Source organism: Streptacidiphilus albus JL83 (assembly GCF_000744705.1).
GTDB lineage: Bacteria > Actinomycetota > Actinomycetes > Streptomycetales > Streptomycetaceae > Streptacidiphilus > Streptacidiphilus albus.
On record NZ_JQML01000001.1, the window covers coordinates 2,331,701 to 2,357,676 of the forward strand.

At 72.3% G+C, this 25,976-nt stretch carries 19 protein-coding genes; 10 read left to right on the forward strand and 9 right to left on the reverse strand.

Translation table 11 applies throughout. The features are described from left to right. The first annotated feature begins 49 nt into the window (after positions 1 to 49). The 3 genes from BS75_RS10120 (at position 50) to BS75_RS50135 (ending at position 2,280) form a co-directional block, all read left to right on the forward strand. Entirely contained in the window at positions 50 to 742 is a 693-nt protein-coding gene (locus tag BS75_RS10120; RefSeq protein ID WP_034087984.1) for a class I SAM-dependent methyltransferase, read from the forward strand. After that, complete coding sequence (locus BS75_RS10125) at positions 736 to 1,743, forward strand: class I SAM-dependent methyltransferase (RefSeq protein ID WP_034087985.1); 1,008 nt, start codon at positions 736 to 738, stop codon at positions 1,741 to 1,743. The genes BS75_RS10120 and BS75_RS10125 overlap by 7 nt, the downstream gene beginning before the upstream one ends. Positions 1,744 to 1,941: 198 nt before the next feature. Further along, positions 1,942 to 2,280, forward strand: a complete 339-nt coding sequence (locus BS75_RS50135; RefSeq protein WP_081983249.1) for an RNA polymerase-binding protein RbpA — start codon at positions 1,942 to 1,944, stop codon at positions 2,278 to 2,280. 70 nt (positions 2,281 to 2,350) lie between these two features. On the opposite strand, the gene BS75_RS10135 is transcribed toward BS75_RS50135, so the two are convergent. Then, positions 2,351 to 3,871, reverse strand: a complete 1,521-nt coding sequence (locus tag BS75_RS10135; protein WP_034087987.1) for a CocE/NonD family hydrolase — start codon at positions 3,869 to 3,871, stop codon at positions 2,351 to 2,353. A gap of 288 nt (positions 3,872 to 4,159) precedes the next feature. Between BS75_RS10135 and BS75_RS10140 the strand changes: the two genes are divergently transcribed. Further along, the gene (locus BS75_RS10140) at positions 4,160 to 6,124 is read left to right on the forward strand and encodes a phosphocholine-specific phospholipase C (protein WP_034087988.1); all 1,965 of its coding nucleotides are present in this window, start codon (positions 4,160 to 4,162) and stop codon (positions 6,122 to 6,124) included. 50 nt (positions 6,125 to 6,174) lie between these two features. Here the strand turns inward: BS75_RS10140 and glpK are convergent, their stop codons facing one another. The 4 genes from glpK to BS75_RS10160 all read right to left on the reverse strand — a co-directional run bounded on the left by glpK (position 6,175) and on the right by BS75_RS10160 (position 11,651). After that, positions 6,175 to 7,689 (reverse strand): glycerol kinase GlpK, encoded by a 1,515-nt coding sequence (gene glpK / locus BS75_RS10145; RefSeq protein WP_034087989.1) that lies wholly within the window; start codon positions 7,687 to 7,689, stop codon positions 6,175 to 6,177. Between the two features lie 46 nt (positions 7,690 to 7,735). Continuing rightward, entirely contained in the window at positions 7,736 to 8,566 is an 831-nt protein-coding gene (locus tag BS75_RS10150) for an MIP/aquaporin family protein (RefSeq protein ID WP_042439621.1), read from the reverse strand. 66 nt (positions 8,567 to 8,632) lie between these two features. After that, positions 8,633 to 10,348, reverse strand: a complete 1,716-nt coding sequence (locus BS75_RS10155; protein ID WP_034087990.1) for a glycerol-3-phosphate dehydrogenase/oxidase — start codon at positions 10,346 to 10,348, stop codon at positions 8,633 to 8,635. Positions 10,349 to 10,529: 181 nt separating this feature from the next. Then, positions 10,530 to 11,651, reverse strand: coding sequence for a tetratricopeptide repeat protein (locus BS75_RS10160; RefSeq protein WP_034087991.1), 1,122 nt, complete (start codon positions 11,649 to 11,651; stop codon positions 10,530 to 10,532). Positions 11,652 to 11,778: 127 nt separating this feature from the next. Between BS75_RS10160 and BS75_RS10165 the strand changes: the two genes are divergently transcribed. Then, positions 11,779 to 13,347: an MFS transporter gene (locus BS75_RS10165; RefSeq protein WP_267970529.1), complete on the forward strand. Its 1,569-nt coding sequence runs from the start codon at positions 11,779 to 11,781 to the stop codon at positions 13,345 to 13,347. A 33-nt stretch (positions 13,348 to 13,380) separates the two neighbouring features. Then, the gene (locus BS75_RS10170; protein WP_034092753.1) at positions 13,381 to 14,256 is read left to right on the forward strand and encodes an MBL fold metallo-hydrolase; all 876 of its coding nucleotides are present in this window, start codon (positions 13,381 to 13,383) and stop codon (positions 14,254 to 14,256) included. Between the two features lie 7 nt (positions 14,257 to 14,263). Here the strand turns inward: BS75_RS10170 and BS75_RS50140 are convergent, their stop codons facing one another. From BS75_RS50140 to BS75_RS10180, 3 genes are all read right to left on the reverse strand, one after another. Next, positions 14,264 to 14,809: a zinc-binding dehydrogenase gene (locus BS75_RS50140; protein WP_231607734.1), complete on the reverse strand. Its 546-nt coding sequence runs from the start codon at positions 14,807 to 14,809 to the stop codon at positions 14,264 to 14,266. Next, positions 14,737 to 15,270, reverse strand: coding sequence for an alcohol dehydrogenase catalytic domain-containing protein (locus tag BS75_RS50145; RefSeq protein ID WP_231607735.1), 534 nt, complete (start codon positions 15,268 to 15,270; stop codon positions 14,737 to 14,739). Before BS75_RS50145 ends, BS75_RS50140 begins: the two co-directional genes overlap by 73 nt. Positions 15,271 to 15,331: 61 nt before the next feature. Then, positions 15,332 to 16,576, reverse strand: a complete 1,245-nt coding sequence (locus BS75_RS10180; RefSeq protein WP_042439627.1) for a cytochrome P450 — start codon at positions 16,574 to 16,576, stop codon at positions 15,332 to 15,334. Positions 16,577 to 16,848: 272 nt separating this feature from the next. On the opposite strand from BS75_RS10180, the gene BS75_RS10185 reads away from it, so the two are divergent. From BS75_RS10185 to BS75_RS10195, 3 genes are all read left to right on the forward strand, one after another. Continuing rightward, positions 16,849 to 17,469 (forward strand): acetate uptake transporter, encoded by a 621-nt coding sequence (locus BS75_RS10185; protein WP_034087993.1) that lies wholly within the window; start codon positions 16,849 to 16,851, stop codon positions 17,467 to 17,469. Between the two features lie 186 nt (positions 17,470 to 17,655). Then, positions 17,656 to 19,347, forward strand: a complete 1,692-nt coding sequence (locus tag BS75_RS10190) for an MFS transporter (RefSeq protein WP_042439630.1) — start codon at positions 17,656 to 17,658, stop codon at positions 19,345 to 19,347. A 425-nt stretch (positions 19,348 to 19,772) separates the two neighbouring features. Beyond that, the gene (locus BS75_RS10195) at positions 19,773 to 20,897 is read left to right on the forward strand and encodes a phosphatase PAP2 family protein (RefSeq protein ID WP_063771554.1); all 1,125 of its coding nucleotides are present in this window, start codon (positions 19,773 to 19,775) and stop codon (positions 20,895 to 20,897) included. Between the two features lie 25 nt (positions 20,898 to 20,922). On the opposite strand, the gene BS75_RS10200 is transcribed toward BS75_RS10195, so the two are convergent. Continuing rightward, on the reverse strand, positions 20,923 to 24,060 hold the full coding sequence (locus BS75_RS10200) for a bifunctional [glutamine synthetase] adenylyltransferase/[glutamine synthetase]-adenylyl-L-tyrosine phosphorylase (RefSeq protein WP_034092757.1): 3,138 nt from the start codon (positions 24,058 to 24,060) through the stop codon (positions 20,923 to 20,925). A 456-nt stretch (positions 24,061 to 24,516) separates the two neighbouring features. Here BS75_RS10200 and BS75_RS10205 point away from each other — a divergent pair, with 456 nt between their 5' ends. After that, entirely contained in the window at positions 24,517 to 25,935 is a 1,419-nt protein-coding gene (locus BS75_RS10205; protein WP_081982224.1) for a DUF2079 domain-containing protein, read from the forward strand. Positions 25,936 to 25,976 lie beyond the last annotated feature (41 nt).

Consider the following 25,976-nt stretch of genomic DNA (forward strand, 5'->3'; position numbering starts at 1 on the left):
GTACCCGCACCGTCCCCGTCCCTCCTCACCCTTTCAGGTGGTTGATCCGATGCCCGGCCCCCGCGCCCTCCGCAACCGTTTCGTCGACGAACCGGGATCCCTCGGCGAGCGACTCCGCGTCGCCCGCTGGGAGACCTTCCGGCGCTTCTTCCCCGACATCGAGTCGATGACCGTGCTCGACCTCGGCGGCACCGCCGAGATGTGGCAGCGCGCGCCGCTGCGCGCCAAGCAGGTGCACCTGGTCAACCTGGCCGAGCACCCGGCCGCGCTCCCGGACTGGATATCGGCGGAGGTCGCGGACGTCACCGATCCCGCCGTCGCCGCCGCCCTCGGCGAGTTCGACCTGGTCTTCTCCAACTCGACCATCGAGCACGTCGGCGGGCACAGCCAGCGCCGCCGGTTCGTGGCCGCCGTCGAGTCGCTGGCGCCGCAGCACTGGATCCAGACCCCGTACCGCTACTTCCCGGTGGAGCCGCACTTCGTGGCCCCGGGCTTCCAGTTCCTGCCGCTGGCCGCCCGGGCCCGGCTGGTCCGGCGCTGGCCGCTGGTGCACAGCCGGCCCGACAGCCCGGCGTCGGCGATGGACGCCGTCGTCAACATCGAGCTGCTGACCCGCGCCGAGATGCGCTACCTCTTCCCCGACTCGGTCCTGGTCAGCGAGCGCTTCCTGGGCCTGACCAAGTCGCTGACCGCCGTCCGCGCCACCGCCCGTCTCCCGCGCCGAGAGGACTCCGGATGCTGAACAACCTGGTCAACCGCCATGACGCGGACCGGCTGGTGCGCAAGGTGCGACGGCTCGAACTGGAGCCGGTGCTGGCCAAGCTCCGGGTGCGCGGCGGCGCCCGGGTGGTGGCCCACTGGTCCGAGGTCGAGCCCTCGATGACCCAGTGGTGGGCGATCCCCGCCGTGATCCGGCGCTGGAACCTGCTGATGACCGGGGACGCCGACACCACCTATCCGGAGTACGTCGCCCGCAGGCACTTCGCGCCCCGGACCGACCTGCGCGGGCTCTCGCTCGGCTGCGGCACCGGCGGCAACGAGCTGAACTGGGCCAGGACCGGCGCGTTCGCGCTGCTGGAGGGGGTGGACGTGGCACCGGAGCGGATCGGCTTCGCCACCGCGACCGCCGCCGAGCAGGGCCTCGGCGACGTCCTCCGGTTCCGGGTCGCCGACGTCGAGCAGATGGAGCACGACGGGGAGCGCTTCGACGTGCTGCTCGGACTCCAGTCGCTGCACCACTTCGACCGGTTGGACGAGACCCTGCCGAAGCTCTCCCGGCTGCTGGAGCCGGACGGGATGTTCGTCGTCGACGAGTTCGTCGGCCCGACCAGGTTCCAGTGGACCGACCGCCAGCTGGAGGCCGCCAACGCCCTGTTACGGCTGCTCCCGGAGGAGCGCCGGCGGCAGCCGGACGGCCGGGTGAAGCACCGGGTGGTCCGGCCGAGCCGGATGTCGATGGTGCTCGACGACCCCTCCGAGGCCGTCGACGCCGCCTCGCTGCTGCCCGGACTGCGCCGGGTCTTCGACGTGGTCGAGGAGCGCCCCTACGGCGGGACGCTGCTGCACATCGTCTTCTCCGGGATCGCCCACAACTTCCTGGAGCCGGATCCGGAGACCCTGGCGCTGCTCGACCGCTGCTTCGCCGCCGAGGACGAGGCGCTGCCGGAGGTCGGCCACGACTTCGTCGCCCTGGTCTGCCGCCCGCGGGCCGGCACCCCGACGGCGGTTCGCTCGGACAGTTGAGCGGGCATGCTCGAAGGGGCGCGGTTGAAAGAGCGCCCCGGAAAGAGTGAGACTCTGGTAGCTGAGCCTCCGGGAGCAGCGAGAACGGCCGCACCGTCGGCCCGCAGGACCCGCTGTCGCTCGGCGGCCCACCGGGAACGTACACTGGCGGCTCGCCGCGGACCGGGCAGCGAGACATCGAGCAGGGGAGTGACCACCGTGGCACAGGGACGAAGCGGCATTCGCGGCAGCAGGATCGGCGCGGGCCCGATGGGTGAGACCGAGCGGGGCGAGCTGGCGGCCCGCACCGTGGTGTCGTTCTGGTGCGGCAACGGCCACCACATCCGGCCCAGCTTCTCCAGCGAGGCAGCCATCCCGGAGACCTGGGACTGCCCGAAGTGCGGCCTCCCGGCCGGCCCGGACCAGGACAACCCTCCGGCCGCCGCGAGCAGCGCCCCCTACAAGACCCACCTCGCCTACGTCCGCGAGCGGCGCAGCGACGCGGACGGCGAGATCCTGCTGAACGAGGCGCTGGCCAAGCTCCGCGGCGAGTTCTAGTCGGAGACAGTGCACGGCAGCGCGCCCGGGGACCGGAATTCCGGTCCCCGAGCGCGCTGCTGACGTCAGGTCAGCCGACGGGCACGGTCAGCGTGCCGCCGCTGAAGGCGTCGGTCGAACCGGTCTGGTCGGCATCGGCGTAGAGCAGGTCCTTGGTGCCGACGACCAGCGCCAGGTGGTCGCCGGCCGGGACGTCGTAGTCGATGGCGTTGAGGTCCAGCGAGACCGACAGCGGCTGCCCGGGGGTGGCGCCGAGGTAGCTGTAGGGCGCATGGGTGACCAGGGCGGCGCTGCCCAGCCAGTTGACGTCGTAGAGGTAGGCCACCAGGGTGCCGCTGCCGGCGCTGGGCGTGACCGTGAGCCGGACGTCGGGGATGCCCCGGACGTCGGCGCCGGACCCGAGCGTCGGCCCCTCCCAGACGGCGGCGTCGGAGCGGTCCACCAGCGGCAGCCAGACGGCCGGCGGGGTGCCGGTGATCTGGGTGAGCCCGTTGGTGACGAAGGGGACTCCGGCGTTGGCCACGGTGTAGTAGCCGGAGTCGATGGTGGTCGCCCCCAGGTTCACCGTGTCCGTGCCGGTGGAGGTCGAGGCCCAGTCCGGGTAGTGCTGCTGGACGCCGGAGCCGACGGCGGTGAGGTCGACCCCGGTGGTGGCGGTGGACGCGCCGTCGAGGTAGGTGTCGAACCAGTCGCCGACATTGGTCCAGACGGTGTTCGGCAGTCCGGCCAGGCCGGTGAGCTCGACCGTGGCGTGGTCGCCGGGGGCGAGGTCGAGCCGCTTGGGGCCGGTGTACTGGTTGAAGAACGAGACGATCTGGTCGGGGGCGAAGAAGCTGTCGCCGAAGGCGTTGGAGATGTAGACGGCCGGGTGGTTGGCGTCCAGCTGGCTCAGGTAGCTGTCGGGTGAGCGGACCGCGGCCCAGGACTCGACCCAGGGAATGTCCGTGTTGCTGCTCAGGTCGCTGAGCGCCTGGGTGAGTTGGGCGTCCGGACGGCCCGTCAGCTGTCCGAGGAAGCCGAGCAGGTCGGCGGCGAGCAGGTGCCGGGTCTGGTTGCCGTAGAGCGAGTAGGTGAGGTCGGTCCAGGCGCTCATCGCGGCGACGGCCCTGATCCTCGGGTCGTGGGCGGCGGCCAGCAGCGAGAGCCCGGCGCCGTAGGAGACCCCGGCGAAGCCGATCCGGCCGGGGTCGGCGCCGGTGTTGGCCAGCATCCAGTCGATGACCGAGGAGGCGTCGGCGACGTCCTGCGGGCTCGCGACATGGATCTGACCACCGGAGTCGAGGAAGCCCTCGGGTGTGTACGAGAACACGACGTAGCCGCGCCGGGCGAGCTGGACCTCCTGCGCGATGTACTCGACGTCGTTGAGAGACCAACTGGAGATGAACACGATGGCCGGGTGGGGTCCGGGGGTGGTCGGCTGGTCGACATTGGCACTGAGCAGCGTCCCGTCCGCCCCCGGGATGCTCAGGAAGGTCGGTCCGGTGGTCGGGAGGGTGGTTGCCGCGGTGGCCGCGCGGGCGGCCGGAGCAAGGCCGACCAGTGCACAGATCAGTGCCGCGACCAGCGACAACAGACTCAGACGCCTGGGCATGGGGGTGCCTCCAACGGGATGTTACTTAGCGGAAACATCGATGGTTACTGGAAGGTAAGGTCTCACGCGCCCAAGCACAATGAACATGACGAGATTTCTGCTCCGACCGGCGCGCGAGACCTACCGCGAGAGCGTTCCGTCATCTACGGTTCACCCGTCGGACAAGAAACATGTCCAGACAAGTGGGCGCCGTTTGCCGCACCTTTCTCTGTGTCGTGACCCACGTGTGCCGCGCGTCCCCCTGGTCGATTCCGTTGGCCCCGCGCTGCCCTGACGAAAGGTCCCCGCATGTCCCCGATCTCCCGTCGGACGCTTCTCGGCTCCGCCGCCGCCATCGGCGCCGGCAGTGCCCTGGGCGTACTGCCGCTCAACGTCCGCAAGGCCATGGCTGCCAGTACCGGTTCCGGTTCGCTCTCCTCGGTCAAGCACGTGGTGATCCTGATGCAGGAGAACCGATCGTTCGACCACTACTACGGAACGCTCCAGGGCGTCCGGGGTTACGGCGACACCTCGCTGCTGCGCTTCCCCAAGGGCTCCAACGTCTGGAACCAGAACACCAAGGGCTCGGCCGGCGGCGGATCGACCCTGCTGCCCTGGCACCTGAACACCGCGCTCACCGACGCCCAGCAGGTGGAGGACCTGGACCACTCCTGGAGCGGCACCCACGGCGCCTGGAACGACGGCCTGAACAACAACTGGATCCCGGAGAAGACCGGGTACACCATGGGCTACTACAACCGCACCGACATCCCGTTCCAGTACGCGCTGGCGGACGCCTTCACCATCTGCGACCAGTACTTCTGCTCGGTCCAGGGTCCGACCAACCCGAACCGGCTGTACCAGTGGACCGGCATGATCGACCCGAACGGCACCGGCGGCGGACCGGTCACCGACAACAGCGAGGACGGCTACTCCTGGACCACCTACCCGGAGATGCTCCAGGACGCGGGCGTCTCCTGGCGGGTCTACCAGGAGCCGGACAACTTCGACGACAACCCGCTGGCCTGGTTCACCCAGTTCAAGTCCGCCTCGACCAGCTCCCCGCTGTACACCAACGGCATGGCCCGGGTCAGCAGCGTCAGCTCGGCCATCGCCTCCGACATCGCCAACGGCGTCTTCCCGACCGTCTCCTGGGTGGTCGCCCCGACCGCGCAGAGCGAGCACCCGGCCAACCGCCCGGCCGACGGCGCCAACTTCGTCAGCGGCGTGCTGTCGGCCATCGCGACCAACCAGGCCGTCTGGGACTCCACCGTGGTCTTCTACAACTTCGACGAGAACGACGGCTTCTTCGACCACGTCGCCCCGCCGACCGCGCCCTCCGGCACGGCCGACGAGTTCGTCAGCGGGCTGCCGATCGGCATGGGCCCGCGCGTCCCGATGACCGTGATCTCCCCCTGGTCGACCGGTGGCCTGGTCAACTCGCAGACCTTCGACCACACTTCACCGCTCCAGTTCGCCGAGCTGGTCACCGGCGTCCAGTGCGGCAACATCTCCGCCTGGCGGCGCCAGGTCGCCGGCAACCTGACCAGCGCCTTCAACTTCGGCGTCAGCCCGGTCGCCTTCCCGACCACCCTGCCGAACACCGCCGCGCTGGTCACCGCCGCCAACAACCAGGAGTCGCTGCCGGCTCCGACCGTCCCGAAGTCCGGCGCGCTGCCCGCGCAGGAGTCCGGCGACCGCCCGGCGCTGCCCCTCGGCTACGTCTTCAACACCACCTCCTGGACCGACACCTCGACCAACCGGATCTGGTTCCAGACGGTCTCGGCCGGCACCCTCGGCGGCGGCTTCACCGCCTACACCGTCAATGACCGCACCTTCGCCGCCTGGCAGTACACCTGTGCGGCGGGCGGCACCATCTCGGACTACTTCTCCGCCAAGACCTACGGCGGCGGCCCCTACGACTTCGACGTCCACGGCCCGGACGGCTACCTGCGCGGCTTCCAGGGCAACGTGCTGACCTGGACCAACAGCAGCATGGCGCACCCCGAGGCGTACGTGGTCGACAACAAGGACGGCGCCACCCTGGCCCTGACCGTCAGCAACGCCGGATCGGTCTCCACCGTCTTCACCATCAACCCCAACGCCGCCTACCTCGCCTCCGGCGGCACCGCCACCACGGTCACCGTCGCGGCCGGCGGCAGCCACAGCACCACCCTGAAGGCCACCTCGGCCGGGCGCTACGACTACACCGTCACCGCCTCCACCGGCGACGGCTTCGCCCGCCGCTTCGCCGGCCGGCTCTACGCCCAGTAGCAGGTCGGTGGGCCGGACACCCCGCCCCGGGGCGTCCGGCCCACGCCGCGTCAGCCGACGTCGGCCCAGTTCAGCGTGCGCTCGACGGCCCGCTTCCAGTCGGCGTAGCCAGCCTCGCGGGTGGCCCGGTCCCACTGCGGGTCCCAGCGCCGGTCCTGCTTCCAGTTGGCCTTGAGCTCCTCGGTGTCGCGCCAGAAGCCCACCGCGAGACCGGCCGCGTAGGCGGCGCCCAGGGCCGTGGTCTCGGCGACCACCGGCCGGATCACCGGCACGCCCAGCACATCGGCCTGGGTCTGCATGCAGAGGCTGTTGGCGGTCACCCCGCCGTCGACCTTGAGCACCGCCAGCTCCACCCCGGAGTCCTTGGTCATCGCCTCCACCACGTCCCGGCTCTGGTAGCAGATCGCCTCCAGGGTGGCCCGGGCGATGTGGGAGTCGGTGTGGAAGCGCGAGAGGCCGACGATCGCCCCGCGGGCGTCGGAACGCCAGTAGGGCGCGAACAGCCCGGAGAAGGCCGGCACGAAGTAGACCCCGTCCGAGCCGTCGACCCGGCGGGCCAGCACCTCGCTCTCGGCGGCGTTGCTGATGATGTGCAGCTGGTCGCGCAGCCACTGCACGGCGGAGCCGGTCACCGCGATCGAGCCCTCCAGCGCGTAGACCGGGGCCTCGCCCGCGAACTGGTAGGCGACGGTGGTCAGCAGGCCGTGCTTCGAGTGCACCAGCTCCTGGCCGGTGTTGAGCAGCATGAAGTTGCCGGTGCCGTAGGTGTTCTTGGCCTCGCCCGGGGAGAAGCAGACCTGGCCCACCGTGGCGGCGTGCTGGTCGCCGAGGATGCCGCTGATCGGGATGCCCGCCAGCGGGCTGGCCTCCGGCGACACCCCGTACCCCTCGGGGGCGTTGGACGGCCGGATGGTCGGCAGCATGGCGCGGGGGATGCCGAAGAAGGACAGCAGCTCGTCGTCCCAGTCGAGGGTGCGCAGGTCCATCAGCATGGTGCGGGAGGCGTTGGTGACGTCGGTGACATGGACGCCGCCGCGGACTCCGCCGGTGAGGTTCCACAGCACCCAGGTGTCGACCGTGCCGAAGATCGCCTCGCCCCGCTCGGCGTCCCGGCGCGCCCCGTCGACGTTCTCCAGGATCCACTGGATCTTGCCTCCGGCGAAGTAGGTCGCCGGCGGCAGCCCTGCCCTGGCCCGGATGATGTCGCCCTTGCCCTCGCGTTCCAGCGCGCTGGCGATCCGGTCGGTACGGGTGTCCTGCCAGACGATCGCGTTGCCGTACGGGCGGCCGGTGCGCCGGTTCCACACCACCGTGGTCTCACGCTGGTTGGTGATGCCCAGCGCGGCGATGTCGGACGGGGCCAGGTGGGAGCGGTTCAGCCCGGTGGCGATGACCGACCGGGTGCGCTCCCAGATCTCGACCGGATTGTGCTCCACCCAGCCCGCGCGCGGCAGGATCTGCTCGTGCTCCATCTGTTCCCGGGCGACCTCGTTCCCGCCGTGATCGAAGATCATGAAGCGGGTGCTGGTGGTGCCCTGGTCTATCGCGGCAACGTAGTCCGCCATGGCGGCTGTCCTCCACAGGTGATGTCGGTCGTCAGGGGTTCGGAGGTCACTCGTCGTCCTCGGTGAGGACGCGTCCGGCCTGCACCTCCTGGGTGGGCAGGAACCGGGCGACCAGGAACTGGTAGATCGCGGCGCCCACCGGGCCGCCGATCAGCGGGCCGACGATGGGGACCCAGAAGTAGAGGTCGCCGTACTGGTCCCGCCAGGCGTGCCGGTAGCCGGTGAGGTAACTCGCCAGCCGGGGGCCGAAGTCGCGGGCGGGGTTGATCGCGTAGCCGGCGTCCGCGCCGAAGGCCATGCCGATGGCCACCACCAGCAGTCCGGTGATCAGGGCGCCCATGTTCGCCTTGGGGGCGGTGTTCCTGATGTCGGTCAGCGCCATGATGACCAGGACCAGGATCGCCGTCCCGATGATCTGGTCGCGCAGCGCGCCCCACTCGCTCACCGGGAAGGTGCCGTTGCCCGGCAGGGTGGCGAAGATGGTCTGGGTCTTGATGGTGTGTCCGGGGTCGGCCTTGGCCAGGATCTCGGTGTAGTTCCAGCGGACCAGCAGCGCGGCGACGAAGGCCCCCGCGGTCTGCGCCAGGGCGTAGGGCAGCACCTTCGACCAGGAGAAGCCGCGGAAGATCGCGAGCGAGAGGGTGACCGCCGGGTTGAGGTGCGCACCGGAGACCCTGGCGGCCACGTAGACCCCGAGCATCACGCCGAAGCCCCAGGCCCAGGCGATGCTGTCGTGGTTGCCGAGATCGGCGGCGACGACCTGGGCGACGACGCCCACGCCGAAGAGGATGAGGATCATGGTGCCGACGAACTCGGAGAGCAGTTCGCCGAGGAGTTGGCGCGAGGCGCCGGGTACCGGCAGGGTGGCCGAGGCCATGGTGGGAGTCCCTTCTCGGGGCGGCGGGAGTCTCGGGGCGGCGCGAGCCTCAGTGCGGCGCGAGTCTCAGTGCAGCGGGAGGATGTCGGGGGCGCCGAGCCTGGCCGCGTCCGCGGTCTGGTCGTCCGGCTGCTGCTGCGCCTCGCGCTCGGCCTCGACGCGCTTGCGGTAGTGCTCGACCTCGTCCCGGATCTGGTCCTCGTTCCAGCCCAGCGGCCCGGCCATCAGCCGCGCCGCCTTGTCCGCCGCCGCGAGGCCGCGGTCCCAGGACTCGATCGAGGCCCGGGTCCGCCGGGTGAGCACGTCGTCCAGGTGCCGCGCGCCCTCGTGGGTGGCCGCGTAGACCACCTCGGCCTCCAGGTAGTCGTCCGCCCCGGCCAGCGGCGTGCCCAGGGAGGGGTCCGCCCGCACCAGGTCGAGCACCTCGTCGACCAGCGAGCCGTACCGGTTGAGCAGGTGCTCGATCCGGGCGACGTGCAGCCCGGCCTCCCGCGCCAGGCTCTGCCGGCGGTTCCACAGCGCGCGGTAGCCGTCCGCGCCGGCCAGCGGCACGGACTCGGTCACCGAGGGCGCGGCCGCTCCCCCGTCCAGGGTGCGGACCGCCTCGTCGACGGCGTCCTTGGCCATCACCCGGTAGGTGGTGTACTTGCCGCCGGCCACCACCACCAGCCCGGGCACCGGGTGGCCGACCAGGTGCTCCCGCGAGAGCTTGCTGGTCTCGGCGGCGTCCCCGGACAGCAGCGGCCGCAGCCCGGCGTACACGCCCTCGACGTCGTCCCGGGTGAGCGGCGTCGACAGCACCGCGTTCACGTGCTGGAGCAGGTAGTCGATGTCCCGCGAGCTGACCGCCGGGTGCTGCTTGTCCAGGTCCCAGTCGGTGTCGGTGGTGCCGATCAGCCAGTGCCGGCCCCAGGGGATGACGAACAGCACGCTCTTCTCGGTCCGCAGGATCAGTCCGGACTGGGAGTTGATCCGGTCCCTGGGCACCAGGATGTGCACGCCCTTCGAGGCCCGGACATGGAACTGGCCCCGGGTGTCGGCCATCGCCTGGGTGTCGTCGGTCCACACGCCGGTGGCGTTGATCACCTGCTTGGCGTGGACCTCGAACTTCCGCCCGGTCTCCATGTCGCAGACCAGCGCCCCGGTCACCCGCTCGCCCTGGCGCAGGAAGCCCTCGACCCGGGTCCGGTTGGCCACCAGCGCGCCGTAGCCGGCCGCGGTCCGGGTGATCATCATCGTGTGCCGGGCGTCGTCGACCTGCGCGTCCCAGTACTGGACCGCGCCCACCAGCGAGTCGGCCTTGAGCGCGGGCACCTCGCGCAGTGCGTGGCGCCGGCTCAGATGCCGGTGGAAGGGCAGCCCCCGGGAGTTGCCCGAGGTGAGGCCCATGGTGTCGTAGAGCAGCACGCCGGCCCCGACATAGGGGCGCTCCCACACCCGGTGCTTGAGCGGGTAGAGGAACTTCACCGGGTGGACCAGGTGCGGCGCGAGCCGCTGGATCAGCAGGCCCCGCTCCTCCAGCGCCTCCTGCACCAGCCGGAAGTCCAGCATCTCCAGGTAGCGCAGACCGCCGTGGATCAGCTTGCTGGAGCGGCTGGAGGTGCCGCTGGCCCAGTCCCTGGCCTCGACCAGGCCCACGGTCAGTCCACGGGTCACCGCGTCCAGCGCGCACCCCGCCCCGACCACGCCTCCGCCCACCACCAGGATGTCGAGCTCGCCACCGGACTCCATGGCGTGCAGTGCGTCTTCCCGGGCCTGCGGCGAAAGGGCGACCGGCTTCATCAGCCATCTCCTCATGGTGTTTCGGACAGAATCCACGCTGCTGTCATTGGAACAACCAGTGGCCGCTGCCGCACTCGGAGCGACGCCCGTTCGGCGCAGCGGGAACGGCGAAGGCCGCCGTCCCGACCCCCTTCGCGGGGGGCGGGACGGCGGCCTTCGGGCAGGTCAGCGCACGGCCGTGTCAGTTCGACCCGGCGAGGCGGCGCAGCTCGGCCGTCTCCTCCTCGTCGGCGCCCAACTCGGCCGCCTGGTCCAGCAGGTCGGCGATGTCGGCGCGGCGGCCCCACTGGCGCAGGAACTCGGCGTAGGCGAGCAGCGCCTGGAGGTCCCCGGCCTCGATCCCGCTGCGGTAGCACTCCTCGGCCGTGCGGCGGTCCTTCCGGTCCTCGTGGATCAGCGCGAGGTTGAGCCAGGCGTTGGTCTCGCCCTCGGCGGCGGCGGCCTGGTACTCGACCACGGCCTCGTCGAAGCGCTCGTGGTCGGCGAGGTAGAGCGCGAAGTCGAAGTGCGCGCCGGGCTCCTCCTCGGCCAGCGCCCGGCGGTACTGCGCCTCGGCGGTGGCCTGCTCCTCGCGGGTGCCGTGCTCGGCGCAGAAGTTGGCCCAGGCCAGCCTGGCCCCCTCGGTGCCGTCCGCGAGCGCGTCGTTGAGGTGGCTGCGGGCGTCCTCGATCCGGCCGAGCAGCTGCTCGGCCTCGGCCATCGGCACCAGCACCGAGCGCACCCCGGCGTCAAGACCGCGCACCAGCCAGGGCAGGGCGCGCTCGGGCTCGTCGCCCTCCAGGTGCATCCGGCCGAGGTTGCCCAGCGCCATCAGGTCGCCGCGCTCGACGGCGAGCAGCAGCACCTCCTCGGCCTCCTCGATCCGGTCGGGGTCCTCGCTGAGGAAGACGCCGAAGTCGTTCAGGGCCTCGGTGTCGCCGGTGGCGATGGCCCGGCGGTACCACTCCTCACCGCGCTCGCGGTCGCCCATCTCGTCGGCGAGCACCGCCGCCGTCCACAGCGCGACCTCGCGGCCGGCCCGGCCGGCCGCGTCCAGCGCCGCCAACGCCTCCTCGGGCTCGTCGAGTTCGAGCAGCAGCACGGCCAGCGCCTCGTAGGCGCCGGCCACGCCCCCGTCCGCGGTCTTCTGCAGGATCTCCAGCGCGGCCTCGACGTCCTCCCAGTCCTCGACGAGGTCGAGGAGTTTGTCCGCGACCTCGTCGTGCCGGCTGTCCCACGCCCGCGCATACAACTCCAGTGCGGCTGCATGGTGTCCCTGGGCAGCCTCTTGGTCCGCGCGCTGCACGAGAACCTGGTCGAGCATGGTGTGTCCCTTCCACGGTGGTGTCCCCCCAAGTATGGGGACTGTCCGTACTGCGGCACCGCAGAGCACCCGGCGGCGGCCCTGTGGGAGGGTGTCGCCGTAAGGACCGTCAGAGGGGTGGATGCTGATGAGTGACGGGGAGAAGCACCAGGACGGCGCCGAACTCTCGGAGCAGCCCGACGGTTCCGGCATATCCGGACCGGACGCCGCGCACCGCCGCCGACGCCTGGTCGTGGCCGCCCTGATGCTGGCGATGGCGCTGGCCGCGATGGACTCCTCCATCGTCTCGACCGCGGTGCCGCAGATCGTCGGCCGGCTCGGCGGGTTCAGCTACTTCTCCTGGATGTTCACCGGCTATCTGCTCACGGTCACGGTCACCCTGCCCGTCTACGGCAAGCTCGCGGACTCGGTCGGGCGCAAGCCGGTGCTGCTGGTCGGCTGCGCGATCTTCCTGCTGGGCTCGCTGCTCTGCGCCTCGGCCTGGAACATGCCCAGCCTGATCCTCTTCCGGATGGTGCAGGGCCTCGGCGGCGGCGCGATCCAGGGAACGGTGCAGACCATCGCCGCCGACCTGTTCAAGCTGAAGGAGCGGGCGAGGATCCAGGCCGCGATCTCCACCGTGTGGGCCGTCTCCGCCGTCACCGGTCCGGCCATCGGCGGGCTGCTGGCCACCTACGCCGGCTGGCGCTGGATCTTCCTGGTCAACCTGCCGATCGGGCTGCTGGCGCTGCTGCTCCTGCTCCGGCACCTGCACGAGCAGGTCGAGCGCCGGGCGGTGCGGATCGACTGGCAGGGCGCGACCGGCCTGTTCCTGGCCACCGGGGCGCTGCTGGTCGCGCTGGTCCAGGGGGGAGTGGCCTGGCCCTGGCTGTCCGCCCCCAGCCTGGCGCTGTTCGCGGCCAGCCTGCTCTCGGCAGCGGCCACGGTGCGGATCGAGCGGCGGGCCGCCGAACCGATCATCCCCTCCTGGGTGTGGCGGCGGCGGGTGATCGTCGGCGGCAACCTGGCGCTCGGCTTCCTCGGCGTGCTGATGATCGCCCCGACGGTCTTCCTGCCGATGTACGCCCAGTCCGTGCTGGGGCTGACCCCGGTCGCGGCGGGCTTCCTGCTCTCCTCGATGACGATCACCTGGCCGCTCTCGGCCGCCCTCTCCAACCGCGTCTACCAGCGCCTCGGCTTCCGCGACACCGCCGTCATCGGCGCGGCCGGCGGCACCCTGGTGCTGCTCGCCTTCACCCTGCTGCCCTACCGGGGACCGGCCTGGGAGCCGGCCCTGGTGATGCTGGCGCTCGGCGCGGTGCTCGGGATGTTCCAGCTGCCGCTGATCGTCGGCGTCCAGTCCAGCACCACCTGGAGCGAGCGCGGCACCGCCACCGCCTCGATCCTGTTCTGCCGTCAGGTCGGCCAGAGCGTGGGCGCGGTGCTGTTCGCCGTGGTCGCCAACTCCACCCTCACCTCCTGGCTGCACCGGGCGCCCGGCGCCCTCCACGGTCGGCTGCCGGGCAGCCTGGACGACGTCTCCAACGCCCTGCTCGACCACGGCCGGCTGGGCCCCTCCGCCACCGGCTACCTCCAGCACGCGGTCACCGCCGCCGTGGACCACGTCTTCCTCGGCGCGGCCGGGGCGGCGGCGCTCGCCCTGGCGGTCCTGCTCACCGTCGCGCCGCGCCACTTCCCGCTTGCCGAGTCCGACTGACCCGCGCCCCGCCGCTGTGGCATGCTCACCCCCATGAACGACGCCACCACCGCCTGGACAGAGGTCGCCGACCGGGTGTTCCAACGCCGCTACCAGCCCTGCGACGTCACCGTCAGCGTGATCCTGGGCGCCGACGGGCCGGCCGTGGTCGACACCCGCTGCAGCCTCGCCGAGGCCCGGGAACTGCGGGAGCACCTGCGGCAGTTGACGGCGGCCCCGGTGCGCTGGGTGGTCAACACCCATGTCCACTTCGACCATGTCTGGGGCAACGCCGAGTTCGCCGCGCCCCGGCAGACGCCGCCGGCCGAGTTCTGGGGCCACACCGCCACCGCGGCGGCGATGAACCGGGCCGCCGAGGACCCGGAGGCGGCGGCGTTCAAGGCCGAGCTGGCGAGCAGGGGGCCGGAGCAGGCCGCCGCCATGGCCGAGCTGGTGGAGATCGCCCCCGACCACCTGGTCGTCACCGCGCACACCCTCGACCTCGGCGACCGCGCCGTCGAGCTGCGCCACTTCGGGCGCGGCCACACCGACGGCGACCTGGTGGTGCAGATCCCCGACGCGGACGCGCTGCTCACCGGGGACCTGGTCGAGCAGTCGGGGACGCCGTACTTCGGCGCGGACTCGTTCCCGCTGGACTGGGCGCCGACGCTGGACGGCCTGCTTGCGGCCACCGGCCCGGACACGGTCTTCGTCCCCGGCCACGGCACGGCGGTGTCCACCGGCTTCGTCCGCGCCCAGCGGGACGCGATCCGGGCGGTCGCCGAGCGCTGCGCCGAGCTGCACGCGGGCGGCGTGCCGCTCGCGGAGGCGGTGGCGGCGGGCGGCTGGCCCTACGAGGCCCGGCTGCTGCACGGTGCCGTCGAGCGGGCCTACGCCCAGCTCGACGGCACCGTGCCCGCCGCAGGTTGACGAGGCGTCAGCCGACGTCGATCAGCACCTTGCCGACGACGGCGCCCTCGACCGCGTCATGGGCGTCGGCGGTGCGCGCCAACGGGTAGTGGTGCCAAGGCAGTCCGGCCTCCTCGCCGCCGCGCAGCGCCCCCTCGGCGACGGCCGCGACGATCGCCGCGACCGCGTCCGCCTTGGCCTCCGCCGGGATGGTGTAGATCAGGACGCCGGACCAGGTCAGGTTACGGACCATCAGTTCCAGGACCGGGAGCACCACTTCGTCGCCGCTGTTGGTGGCGTAGAAGGCGACGGCGCCGCCCGGCGCCAGCACCGCGACGTCCAGCGCGGCGTTGCCGGCGGTGGCGACCTCCACCACCAGGTCCACCCCGCCGGGGACGAGCGCCCGGACGGCGGCCGCGGCGTCCTCGGCCCGGTAGTCGATGACATGGTGCGCGCCTGCGGCGGCGGCGAGCTTGGCCTTCTCCGGGCTGCTGACCGTGGTCAGCACGGTGGCCCCGGCCCAGCGGGCGAGCTGGATCGCGGCGTTGCCGACCGCCCCGGCGCCGCCGGCCACCAGGACGTGCCGGCCCGCGAGCGCCCCCGGGCCAGCCGGGCGGGGGCGCCGGGAGCCAGCGTCAGCGCCCGGTGGGCGGTCATCGCCGGGATCCCGAGGCTCGCCCCGAGCTCGAAGGAGGCGTGCTCCGGCAGCGGCACGGCCTGGTGCTCCGGCAGCACGACGTACTCCTGCGCGGTGCCGTCGGTGCGCTGCCAGGCGGCCTCCCAGATCCACACCCGCTGCCCGAGCCGCGCCGGGTCGACCCCCGCGCCGACGGCGTCGACCACACCGGCGCCGTCCTGGTTCGGCACCTGCTCCCCCGCGCTCCGGCCGCCGGCCCGTCCGCCGGACCGTCCCTTCCAGTCGGTCGGGTTGACCCCGGACAGCCGCACCGCGACCCGTACCTCCCCCGCTCCGGGTTCGGGTACGGGCCGCTCGACGAGCCGCAGGACATCGGAGCCACCACTCTGCGTGAACACGATTGCCTTCATGCTCAACGACAATCCGCACGCCCCGGCCTTCTATTCCGGCGCCACGCCGTCACCTCCCCAACCGCACCGGCAGCTCCGCGTAGCCGCGCAGCACGATCCGGTCCTGCCGCACCGGTACCGCGCCCTCGGCCGGGGCCAGTTCCGGGAACCGGGCCAGCAGCGCCGGAAAGGCCACGGCGGCCTCCAGCCGGGCGAGCATCGCCCCGAGGCAGTAGTGGATGCCCGCGCCGAAGCTCAGCGGGGCGTTGTCGGCACGCCAGGGGTCGAAGCGCTCGGGCTCGGCGAAGCGGGCCGGATCGCGGTTGGCCGCGCCGAGCAGCAGCAGCACCTCCGCCTGCCGGGGCACCGGGACGCCCTCGATCTCCAGCCCGTCGACCAGCGCGACCCGCGAGGTCAGCTGCACCGGCGAGTCGTAGCGCAGCACCTCGTCGACGAAGAGCGCGGGCGCGAGGCCGCCGCCGGCCAGGGCCTGCCGCACGGCGGGGTACTGGAACAGCAGGGCGAGGCCGTTGCCGAGCAGGTTGGTCGTGGTCTCGAAGCCGGCGAACAGCAGCAGCACCAGGTTGGCGACCAGCTCGGGATCCGACATGCCCGAGTCCGGCCCCCCGTCGTCCGGGGCGCCCTCGTCCGGCCGGCTGACCAGGGCGCTGACCAGGTCGTCCTGCGGATCGGCCCGGCGCCGGGCGGCGAGCGCGCCGAAGTACTCGGCCAGCTCCCGGCCCGCCTCGTCCGCCAGGACCAGCTCCTCGGGGCCGACCCGGAACTCCAGGGCCCGGGTCAGGTCGTGGGCCAGCTCCCGGAACCGGTACCGGTCGGCCTCGGGCACGCCCAGCAGCTCGCAGATCACCCGGACCGGCAGGGCGTAGGCCAGGCGGTCCATGAAGTCCACCACCGCCCCGTCCGCCCCGGCTTCGGCCATCCCGTCCAGCAGTCGCTCGACGGCGAGCGTGACGGCCGGCTCCAGCGCGGCGATCCGGCGCGGGGTGAAGACGGCGGCGATCGGGGTCCGCATCCGGGTGTGGCGCGGCTGGTTGCTCTCCAGCATCGAGCGGGCCAGCAGGTCCATCGAGCCGGTCCCGGTCCGGTCGTCCCGCTCGGGGCCGACCTCGCCGCTGCTCGCCCCGAACGCGGTCGTCCGCAGCACCTGGTTGACCGCCCGGTGGCTGCTCACCAGGAACGTGCTCGGCCCGACCGGCACCACCGGCCCAAGCGCCTGCGCCCGGACGTAGATCGGGTAGGGATCGGCCCACCCCTGGGTTCCGAACAGGTCTTCGACTATCGCTCCAGCGTTCAAGGAACACCTCCCCCAGGAGAACCGGGCCCGTGCTTCCCGGGTTCCCGCCGGCCCGCACGGGTGCGGCGGACGGGGCCGGAGGGGCCGGGGGGACGGCGGCTTGTCCGTGTTCACCCGATTGACCGTGACCAATCGGGCGCTTGATCCCCCGGTCCGTCACATACTTGTGCTGTCAGCTTCTTGTGCCTGTCCTCGGGCCGGCTCGGTCGGTGGAGTCACTTTCCTCCGGCATATGCGGAACGCGAGCGGGCACTCACCGGAAGGGGCATTCCATGTCCTCCGCATCCGAGCCCGTCCCCGCGACCAGCTCGACCAGCTCCGTCAACATCGCCGATCCCGCCCCACTCGGGCTGGCCGGCTTCGGTATCACCACCCTGGTGCTCAGCTGCTTCAACGCCGGCTTCCTGAACAACTCGGCCGAGGCGGTCGTGCTCCCGCTCGCACTCTTCTACGGCGGCCTGGGGCAGCTCCTGGCCGGCATGTGGGAGTTCCGCAAGGGGAACACCTTCGGCGCCACCGCCTTCACCTCCTTCGGCGCGTTCTGGCTGTCGTACTACCTGCTGGCCAAGGACATCCTGCCCAGCCTGACCGGCTCCACCGCCTCCAACACCGGCAATGCCGTGGGCCTGTTCCTGCTGGCCTGGGGCATCTTCACGCTCTACATGACCGTGGCCGCGCTGCGCCAGAGCCGGGCCGTGCTGGCCATCTTCGTGGCGCTGACCGCCACCTTCGTGGTGCTGGCCATCGGAGCGTTCGAAGCGAACACCACCGTCACCAAGGTCGGCGGCTGGCTTGGGCTGGTCACCGCCGCGGTGGCGCTCTACACCTCCTTCGCCGGGGTCACCGCCGCCACCTACGGCCGGCCGGTCCTGCCGACCTTCCCGCCGAAGTAGCGTCCGTCACAGCCGGGATCCCGGGGCCGGCGCCCCGGGACCCCGGCGTTTTTTCCAAGTCGGCCGTGCGCGCATCTAGTCCGTACCGACTGGTCGGTCATACCCTCCCTTCACGCCCTCGCCGCCGGATGCGCTTCCCGGCCCCGACTGCGCCCTCCCACCCGAACCGGTGCCATGAGGAGCAGCATGAGCAGCACGCCGTTCACCGCCGACGACCGACCAGCCAGACCCGTGCCCGCGCGCAGCCCGCTCGACCGGCTGCTCCGGCGCGATCTGGACGCCTACCCCGACAGTGGACGCCGCTACGCCTACCTGGCCATCGTGGTGCTGACCACGATCGTGCTGTACTACGCCCTGTACATCCAGTACGCGGTGGCCACGTCGATCATCACCCACTACGGGATGAGCTACCGCTACTTCGTCTGGATATCGGTCGTCGGCAACGCCGTCGGCGCCTTCGCCTCGCTGGTCGCCGGGCTCGCCGACCGCTGGGGCCGGGCCAACCTGGTGGTGTACGGGCTGCTGGTGGTCGGCCTGCTGGTGCTGTTCGGCCTGCCGAACGCCCCGAACAAGACCACCTACCTGCTGCTCTTCGCCGTGGTCGGCTTCGTCGAGGGCATCGTCCTGGTCGCCACCCCCGCCCTGATCAGGGACTTCTCCCCGCAGCTGGGCCGGGCGACGGCCATGGGCTACTGGACCATGGGCCCGGTCGTCGGCAGCCTGGTGGTCACCACGGTCACCAGCAGCACGCTGAACTCCGCCGACTGGCAGGACGAGCTGCGCTACGCCGGCGCGGCCACCCTGGTCGTCTTCGTGGTCGCGCTGCTGGGCCTGCGCGAGCTGGCGCCGCGGATCCGCGACCAGATCATGGTCAGCCTGCGCGACCGGGCACTGGTCGAGGCCCGGGCCAAGGGCCTGGACCCGGAGGAGGCGCTGAAGGGCAGCTGGCGGCAGATGATGCGGCTGAACGTCGTCGGCTCGGCCTTCGCCATCAGCGTGTTCCTGCTGCTCTACTTCGCCGCCGTCGGCAACTTCGTCGTCTACTTCGCCACCGTCTTCGGCTACAGCGAGCAGCGGGCCAACGCCCTCGCCAACTGGTACTGGGCGGCCAACGTCATCGGTCTGGTCGTCGCCGGGCTGCTCTCGGACCGGCTCAAGGTGCGCAAGCCGTTCATGGTGGTCGGCGGCGTCGGCACGGCCGTCCTCACCCTGGTGTTCACCCTGCTGACGACCCACCCGGCGACCGGCTACTACACCTTCGCCTGGGTGTTCGTCGGGATCGGGGTGTTCAGCGGCCTCGCCTACGCCCCGTGGATGGCGAGCTACACCGAGACGGTCGAGACCCACAACCCGGCCGCGACCGCCACCGGGCTCGCGGTCTGGGGCTGGATCATCCGGATCGTGGTCGCGGTCTCGGCCGCGTTCGTGCCGGTCGTGGTGACCTCGGTGACCCCGCTGGTGGACCACGGCGCCCAGGTCGCGGCGGCGGAGCAGCAGGCCGGCCCGGCGCTGGCGATCGTGGACGCCCACCCGGCGCTCTTCGCCGAGCTGTCGAAGTACTCCCCCTCGGCGATCCCGCCGGCCCTGCTGGCCCAGGCCGCCCAGGAGGTCGGCGTGCCCGCGCTGCAGACCGTGCAGCAGGCCCAGCCGCAGCTGGCGGTGCTGCAGAAGTACGGGACCCAGGTGCAGCGGGCCGCGGCCGACAATCCGCGGAACTGGCAGCACTGGTGGTGGGTGGCCTTCGCCGGGCAGCTGCTGTTCCTGCCCTTCATCTTCGTGATGGCGGGGCGCTGGAGCCCGAAGAAGGCGCGCGAGGACGCCGAGGAGCACCAGCGGCTGGTGGACAGCGAACTCGCCGCGCTGAACGCCGCCGGCTGAGCAGCGCGGGCGGCTGTCGTGGCCCGGTCACCCTTTCGAAGGGGCGGCCGGGCCGGACCGCGCTCTCCCCCGGGCTTCCTCGGGGGCCCGAGCGGGCTTCACTCGTTCGGCGGACAGGGCAACGGCCCCGACCTGCACCGACGCAGAAACCACTCACGGATTCCGGCGTCGGCGGTGGCACCGCACCCCGGATTTCGGGTGACAATCAGACGTACACCACGTGGACCTGTGGCCCTGCCGAAGGCTCCGATCACGGGCAGTAGGATCGACAAAGAGTTCGGAGCCGCTGTCCGCTCGGGCAGCGGCTCTACGTGTTCGGACCTGCGGCTGCATACAACCGTAGGACTTCAGAGGGATATCAGGCGGCGAATCCCCAACCAGAGGGTGATCAGGTCGCGGGAGGCTGCATGGCAGACTACTGCCCCATGGGGGAACCTGAGCGGGACCAGGACGGCGGCACGACCGCCACAGCGGTGCGGTCTTCCGGTTCCGTCTCTCCGGACGGAGCCACCCGCGCCGCGGTCCGGCGTTCCCCGGTGACTCGCGGGCTGCGGTACTGCGCCCGCTCGCTGGGCGGGCACTTCCGCTCCCCCGGCCGTCCCCGGGTCTGGTTCGAGCTGGCCCTGATCGGCATCAGCTACTGGCTGTACTCGCTGGTCCGCAACGCGGTCCCGACGATGGAAGTCACCGCCGAGCGCAACGCCCACGACATCTGGCACTTCGAGCAGTTCCTGGGCATCGCCGACGAGCGCGTGATCAACCACGCCTTCGACTCGGTCACCTGGCTCATCGTCGGGATGAACTACTACTACGCGACGCTGCACTTCATCATGACCATAGGCGTCCTGGTCTGGCTCTTCCGCAGCCATCCGGGCCGCTACGCCGCCGCCCGGCTGGCGCTGTTCGTGACCACGGCCATCGCGCTCTTCGGCTACTACTTCTACCCGCTGGCCCCACCGAGGCTGATGACCGGCGGGGACTTCATCGACACCGTCGCCAAGCACCACACCTGGGGCTCGATGGCCTCCGGCGACATGGCGCAGGTCTCGAACCAGTTCGCGGCCATGCCCTCGATGCACATCGGCTGGTCGCTCTGGTGCGGGCTGACCATCGCCTTCCTGGCGCGCCGCCGCTGGGTCAAGCTGGTGGGGCTGCTCTACCCGCTGGCCACCCTGGTGGTGATCATCGCCAGCGCCAACCACTTCTTCATGGACGCCGTCGCCGGCGCCCTGTGCACCCTGGTCGGCCTGCTCGTCTCCCGGGTGGTCTACGGCAAGTGGGCCTACGCCTTCCCGAAGCAGCCGGTGGACGCGACGGCCGAGGCGGAGGCCGAGGCCGAGGCGGAGGCCCGGGAACTGCCGGTCGGGACCCCGGCCGCCGCGCCCGCCGCGGAGTCGGAGCAGGTCGCGGCCGAGGGCACGGCCGAGGACGGGCAGCCCGCCGACCCGGCCCCCGGAGCCGGGCCCGGGACCGACCCCGGGACCGATCTCGGCTCCGGACCGGTCCGCTCGGCCGGCGCCGGCCGGCCGCGGGTCTCGGTCCACCGCTAGCGTCCCAGCCGGACCGAACCGGCTGTCAGCCGTAGAAGACCTCTTCCACCACCAGCCGCGCCCGGCGGGCGCAGCGACGGTAGTCGTCGACCATCTGGCCGGCGTGGCCGCTGCCGTAGCCGAGGTAGCGGGCCACCCCGGCCAGCTCCCTGGGGTCGCCGGGGAAGCTGTCGCCGGGGCGCCCGCGCACCAGCATCACCGCGTTGCGCACCCGTCCTGCCTGCACCCAGGCGGCGTCCAGGTCGGCGGCGGCGGCCGGGTCGATCAGGCCCTCGGCCACGGCGACCGCCAGCGCCTCCCTGGTCCGGGTGGTGCGCAGGCCGGGCAGCCGGTGCGCGTGCTGCAGCTGGAACAGCTGCACCGTCCACTCGACGTCGGCGAGCCCGCCGGGGCCGAGCTTGGTGTGGGTGGTCGGGTCGGCGCCGCGGGGCAGCCGCTCGGTCTCGACCCGGGCCTTCAGCCGCCTTATCTCGCGCAGCTCGCTCTCGCCGACCCCCTCGGCCGGGTAGCGCACCGGGTCGACCAGCTCGACGAAGGCCGCGCCGAGGCCGGGGTCCCCGGCGACCGGCCGGGCCCGGAGCAGCGCCTGGCTCTCCCAGGTCCGGGACCAGCGGCGGTAGTAGGCGGCGTAGGAGGCCAGGCTGCGGACCAGCGGACCCTGTCGGCCCTCGGGCCGCAGATCGGCGTCGATCAGCAGCGGGGGCTCGGTCGACGGCAGCTGGAGCAGCCGGCGGACCTCCTCGAACACGTGCCGGGCCGCATTGCCCGCCTTGGTCTCGTCCGCCCCGGGCAGCGGGTCGTGGACGAACATGACGTCGGCGTCGCTGCCGTAGCCGAGCTCGCCGCCGCCGAAGCGGCCCATGCCGATGATCGCCAGCCGGGTCGGCAGCGGCTCCCCGGCCGCCAGCTCCACGGCGGCGGCGCAGGCCTGCAGCGCTCCGGCCAGGGTGACGGTGTTGAGCGTGGTCAGCGCGTCGGCGGCGGCCTGGAGCGCCTCGCCGGGGCCGTTCGGGGTCCGGGCGTCCTCGCCGGAGAGCCGGCCGAGGACGTCGGCGGCTGCGGTGCGGAAGAGCTCGCGACGGCGGACCGAGCGGGCCGCGACCACGGCGGCGGGCGCGCCGGCGGCGCGGCCGACGGCCGACCGCACCTCGCGCTCCAGCGCGGCCGGGGTGCGCGGCGCCAGGCCGTCGCTGTCGCCCAGCAGCGCGACCGCCTCGGGGGCGCGCAGCAGCAGGTCGGGGGCGAGCCGGCCGGAGGAGAGGATCCGGGCCAGGTTCTCCGCCGTCGCCCCCTCGTCCCGGAGCAGCCGCAGGTACCAGGGGGTGGAGCCGAGGCTGTCGGAGACCTTGCGGAAGCTCAGCAGCCCGGCGTCCGGGTCGGCGGAGTCGGCGAACCAGCCGAGCATCACCGGCAGCAGGGTCCGCTGCAGCGCGGCCCGGCGGCTGACCCCGGAGGCGAGGGCCTGGAGGTGGCGGAACGCGTCGACCGGGTCGCGGTAGCCGAGGGCGGCCAGCCGGGTCCGGGCCGCCTCGGCGCTGAGCCCGGCCTCCGGGCTGACGTCCAGGCCGCCGGTGAGCTCGGCCTCCTCCGTGCCGAGCCGGGCGACGGCGGCCAGCAGCGGGCGGTAGAAGAGCTTCTCGTGCAGCCGGCGCACCTCGCGGCTGTGCCGCCGCCACTCCTGGTTGAGTTCGCTGACCGGGTCGGCGCGCAGGCCCAGCGAGCGGCCGAGCCGACGCAGGTCGTCCTCGCCGGTCGGCACCAGATGGGTGCGGCGCAGCTGGTAGAGCTGGATCCGGTGCTCCATCGAGCGCAGGAACCGGTAGGCGTCGTCGAGCGCGGCGGCGTCCTCGCGGCCCACGTAGCCGCCGGCCGACAGGGCCGCGAGCGCGGTCAGCGTGGTCGAGCTGTGCAGCGCGGAGTCGGCCCGGCCGTGCACCAGCTGCAGCAGCTGCACCGAGAACTCGACGTCGCGCAGCCCGCCGGGGCCGAGCTTCAGCTCCCGCTCGACCTCGGCGGCGGGGATGGCGTCGATCACCCGGCGGCGCATCTGCTGGACGTCCTGGACGAAGTTGGCGCGCTCCGAGGCGTGCCAGACCAGCGGGGTGACCGCGTCCAGGTAGGCCCGGCCCAGTTCGGCGTCGCCGGCCACCGGGCGGGCCTTCAGCAGCGCCTGGAACTCCCAGGTCTTGGCCCAGCGCTGGTAGTAGGCGAGATGGCTGGCGAGGGTCCGCACCAGCGGCCCGTTCTTGCCCTCGGGGCGGAGGTTGGCGTCCACCGGCCAGATGACGCCCTCGCGGGTGGTGTCGGAGCAGAGCCGCATCATCCGGGCCGCCAGCCGGGTCGCGGCCTGGACGGCGGTGGTGTCGTCGGCGGCCGGCTCGCCGGTCGGGGTCTGCCGGGCCTCGCCGACGAAGACCACGTCGACGTCGGAGACGTAGTTCAGCTCGTGTCCGCCGCACTTCCCCATGGCGACGACGGCCAGCCGGCAGATCGCGGCGGCGGCCGGGTCCTCCTCCCGGGCGATGTCCAGCGCGGCCTGGAGGGTGGCCCCGGCCAGGTCGGACAGCTCGGCGGCGGTCCGGCCGAAGCCGTCCTGGCCGCTGCCCGGGACGCCGTGCCCGGGCCGGTCCCCGGTGGCGGTGCCGGTCAGGTCGCGGGCGGCGATCCCCAGCAGGCAGCGGCGGTAGCCGGTGCGCAGGGCGTCCGCGCGGGAGCCGGCCGTGGCCGGGTCCTCCCAGATGTGGGTGTAGAGGGTGCGCAGGAACTCCTCGGGACCGGGGTGCATGTCGCGCAGTTCGAAGGTGACCAGAGTGTGCCAGTCGTGCGGGTGCCGGGCCAGGTGGTCGCCGAGGGCGGCGCTGGCGCCGAGGACGCCGAGCAGCCGGTCCCGCAGCGGCTTGCTGGTGGTCAGGGTGTCGAGCAGGGTCCGGCGGTCGTCCGGCGGGCAGGCCTCGGCCAACCGGGCGAGGCCGAGCAGGGCGAGGTCCGGGTCGGCGGTGGCGGCGAGGGCGTCCAGCAGCACGGTGTCGCCGACGTGCGGGGCGAGCGCGGGCTCCGCCAGCCGGCGGACCGCCGCCTCGGGGTCGGTGAAGCCGCGACGGACCAGGCGCGCGGCGGGATTGCTGCGCCGGGTGCCACTGCTGCGCCTGTCGTCGCCTGTCACGCTGCCGCTCCCTGGCTCCACGCCTGCCTCCGGTGCCGTCCACAGCCGTTCGGGAATCCACTCGACCATCGAACAAGATCCGAGCCTACGTGTCCCTGAGCGGTTCTTCCCCCAGAGGCTGCCGTGACTCCTCCCGGGGCCCGGGTGATCCGGCTGATGCCCCGTCACCCCGATTCCGGCGCCACCCGTCGGCGCCGCCGACCGGGAGCGGAGCGGCCGGAGCCGGGCCTGGCGGCAACCCCGTCCGCTATGCCCCCTGCCGTCGCGGGAGGGGTAGCGCCTAGCCTGTCCTCCGGGCCTTCCGTCGCCCCGCGGGCCCGCCCGCGGCGGAACCGGGCGCGATCTTCCACCGTCCTACACTCGACGTCCGGCAAGGTCCGGCTCCACCCGTACCGTCGCACGCCTTGCCGAGTACCGCGTACCACCGCCGACCACCGCAGCCGGAGAGAGATCCACATGGCCCTGGGAGTTTCGTTCGAGCCGGCACCGGCCGAGCTCAGCACCGACCCGGAACCCGGGACCCGGCTCCGGCGGTCCGCCCCGCTGATACTCGGGCTGGTCTTCTCGCTCCTCTACTCGCTGCTGTCGGCCCTGCGCTACTACCGCTTCGGCGACACCTCCTGGGACCTGGGGATATTCGAGGAGGCGGTACGCCACTACGCGCACTTCCAGGCGCCGATCGTCGACATCAAGGGCCCCGGGTTCAACATCCTCGGCGACCACTTCAGCCCGCTGCTGGCGATCCTCGCCCCGACCTACTGGATCTACCCGAGCGCCGTCTCGCTGCTGGTCGCCCAGGGCTTCCTGCTCGGGATGTCGGTGGTCCCGATCGCCCGGGCCGCCGTCCGGGCGCTCGGCTTCGGCAGCGGGATCGGCATCGGCATCGCCTACGGGCTCGCCTGGGGGCTCCAGCGGGCCGCCGACAACACCTTCCACGAGGTCGCGCTCGCCGTCCCGCTGCTGGCGCTGTGCCTGGAGCGGCTGCTCGACCGGCGCTGGAAGTCCGCCTTCCTCTGGTGCCTGCCGCTGGTCCTGGTCAAGGAGGACCTGGGGCTGACCGTCGCCGCCATCGGCGCCTACCTGATCCTGCAGCGGCAGCAGCGGCTGGGCCTGGCCGCGGTCGCCTTCGGCACCGGCATGTTCGCCCTCACCCTCGAAGTGCTGATCCCGGCGATGAACCCGTCCCACCAGTACGCCTACTGGAACAAGGTCGGCAGCGGCGGCGGGATGCTGTCCTCGGTCTTCAACGGCGCGGACGTCAAGCTGGACACCCTGGTCGTGATCTTCGGTGTCACCGGCCTGCTGGCGCTGCGCTCACCGCTCAGCATCCTGGTCCTGCCGACCCTGGGCTGGCGCTTCGTCTCCACCGACACCGACTACTGGGGCACCGCCTGGCACTACAACGCGGTGCTGATGCCGATCGTCTTCGCCGCGCTGATCGACGCCATCGTCAAGTCCAAGGCCTCGGAGCACCGGCTGCTGCGCGAGTACGCGAGCCACCTGGTCCCGGTCGTCGTCGGCATCGCCGTCACCTTCACCCTGGCGGGCAACCTGCCGCTGAAGGATCTGACCGACTCCTCCTCCTACAGCCGCGGCTCCCGGGGCCCCGCCGAACTGCTGGCTCTCTCCGAGATACCGGACAACGCCAGCGTCGAGACCAACATGACCCTGATCTCGCACCTCTCCGGCCGCTGCGACGTCTACTGGGTCGGCGCCGCCGGCAATGTCGTCCCCGAGTACGTCGTGCTCGACCTCTGGGCCGGCTGGTCCTCCCCGATCAACAACCCGGTCGGCTACGCCGAGTCCCTGCACGCCGGGGTCCAGTACACGATGATCTCCAACGACCAGGGCCTCGCCGTCATGAAGCAGAGCTGACCCACCGGCCGGCGGTTCGCACCGCCGGCCGGTGGGGCGGG

Coding starts and splice junctions, on each gene's coding strand:
- BS75_RS10195 (WP_063771554.1), top strand. CDS start 19,773: ATGGGGGAACCTGAGCGGGACCAGGACGGCGGCACGACCGCCACAGCG.
- BS75_RS10155 (WP_034087990.1), bottom strand. CDS start 10,348: ATGAAGCCGGTCGCCCTTTCGCCGCAGGCCCGGGAAGACGCACTGCAC.
- BS75_RS10150 (WP_042439621.1), bottom strand. CDS start 8,566: ATGGCCTCGGCCACCCTGCCGGTACCCGGCGCCTCGCGCCAACTCCTC.
- BS75_RS10125 (WP_034087985.1), top strand. CDS start 736: ATGCTGAACAACCTGGTCAACCGCCATGACGCGGACCGGCTGGTGCGC.
- BS75_RS10190 (WP_042439630.1), top strand. CDS start 17,656: ATGAGCAGCACGCCGTTCACCGCCGACGACCGACCAGCCAGACCCGTG.
- BS75_RS10160 (WP_034087991.1), bottom strand. CDS start 11,651: ATGCTCGACCAGGTTCTCGTGCAGCGCGCGGACCAAGAGGCTGCCCAG.
- BS75_RS10165 (WP_267970529.1), top strand. CDS start 11,779: ATGAGTGACGGGGAGAAGCACCAGGACGGCGCCGAACTCTCGGAGCAG.
- BS75_RS10135 (WP_034087987.1), bottom strand. CDS start 3,871: ATGCCCAGGCGTCTGAGTCTGTTGTCGCTGGTCGCGGCACTGATCTGT.
- BS75_RS10140 (WP_034087988.1), top strand. CDS start 4,160: ATGTCCCCGATCTCCCGTCGGACGCTTCTCGGCTCCGCCGCCGCCATC.
- BS75_RS10170 (WP_034092753.1), top strand. CDS start 13,381: ATGAACGACGCCACCACCGCCTGGACAGAGGTCGCCGACCGGGTGTTC.
- glpK (WP_034087989.1), bottom strand. CDS start 7,689: ATGGCGGACTACGTTGCCGCGATAGACCAGGGCACCACCAGCACCCGC.
- BS75_RS10120 (WP_034087984.1), top strand. CDS start 50: ATGCCCGGCCCCCGCGCCCTCCGCAACCGTTTCGTCGACGAACCGGGA.
- BS75_RS10185 (WP_034087993.1), top strand. CDS start 16,849: ATGTCCTCCGCATCCGAGCCCGTCCCCGCGACCAGCTCGACCAGCTCC.
- BS75_RS10205 (WP_081982224.1), top strand. CDS start 24,517: ATGGCCCTGGGAGTTTCGTTCGAGCCGGCACCGGCCGAGCTCAGCACC.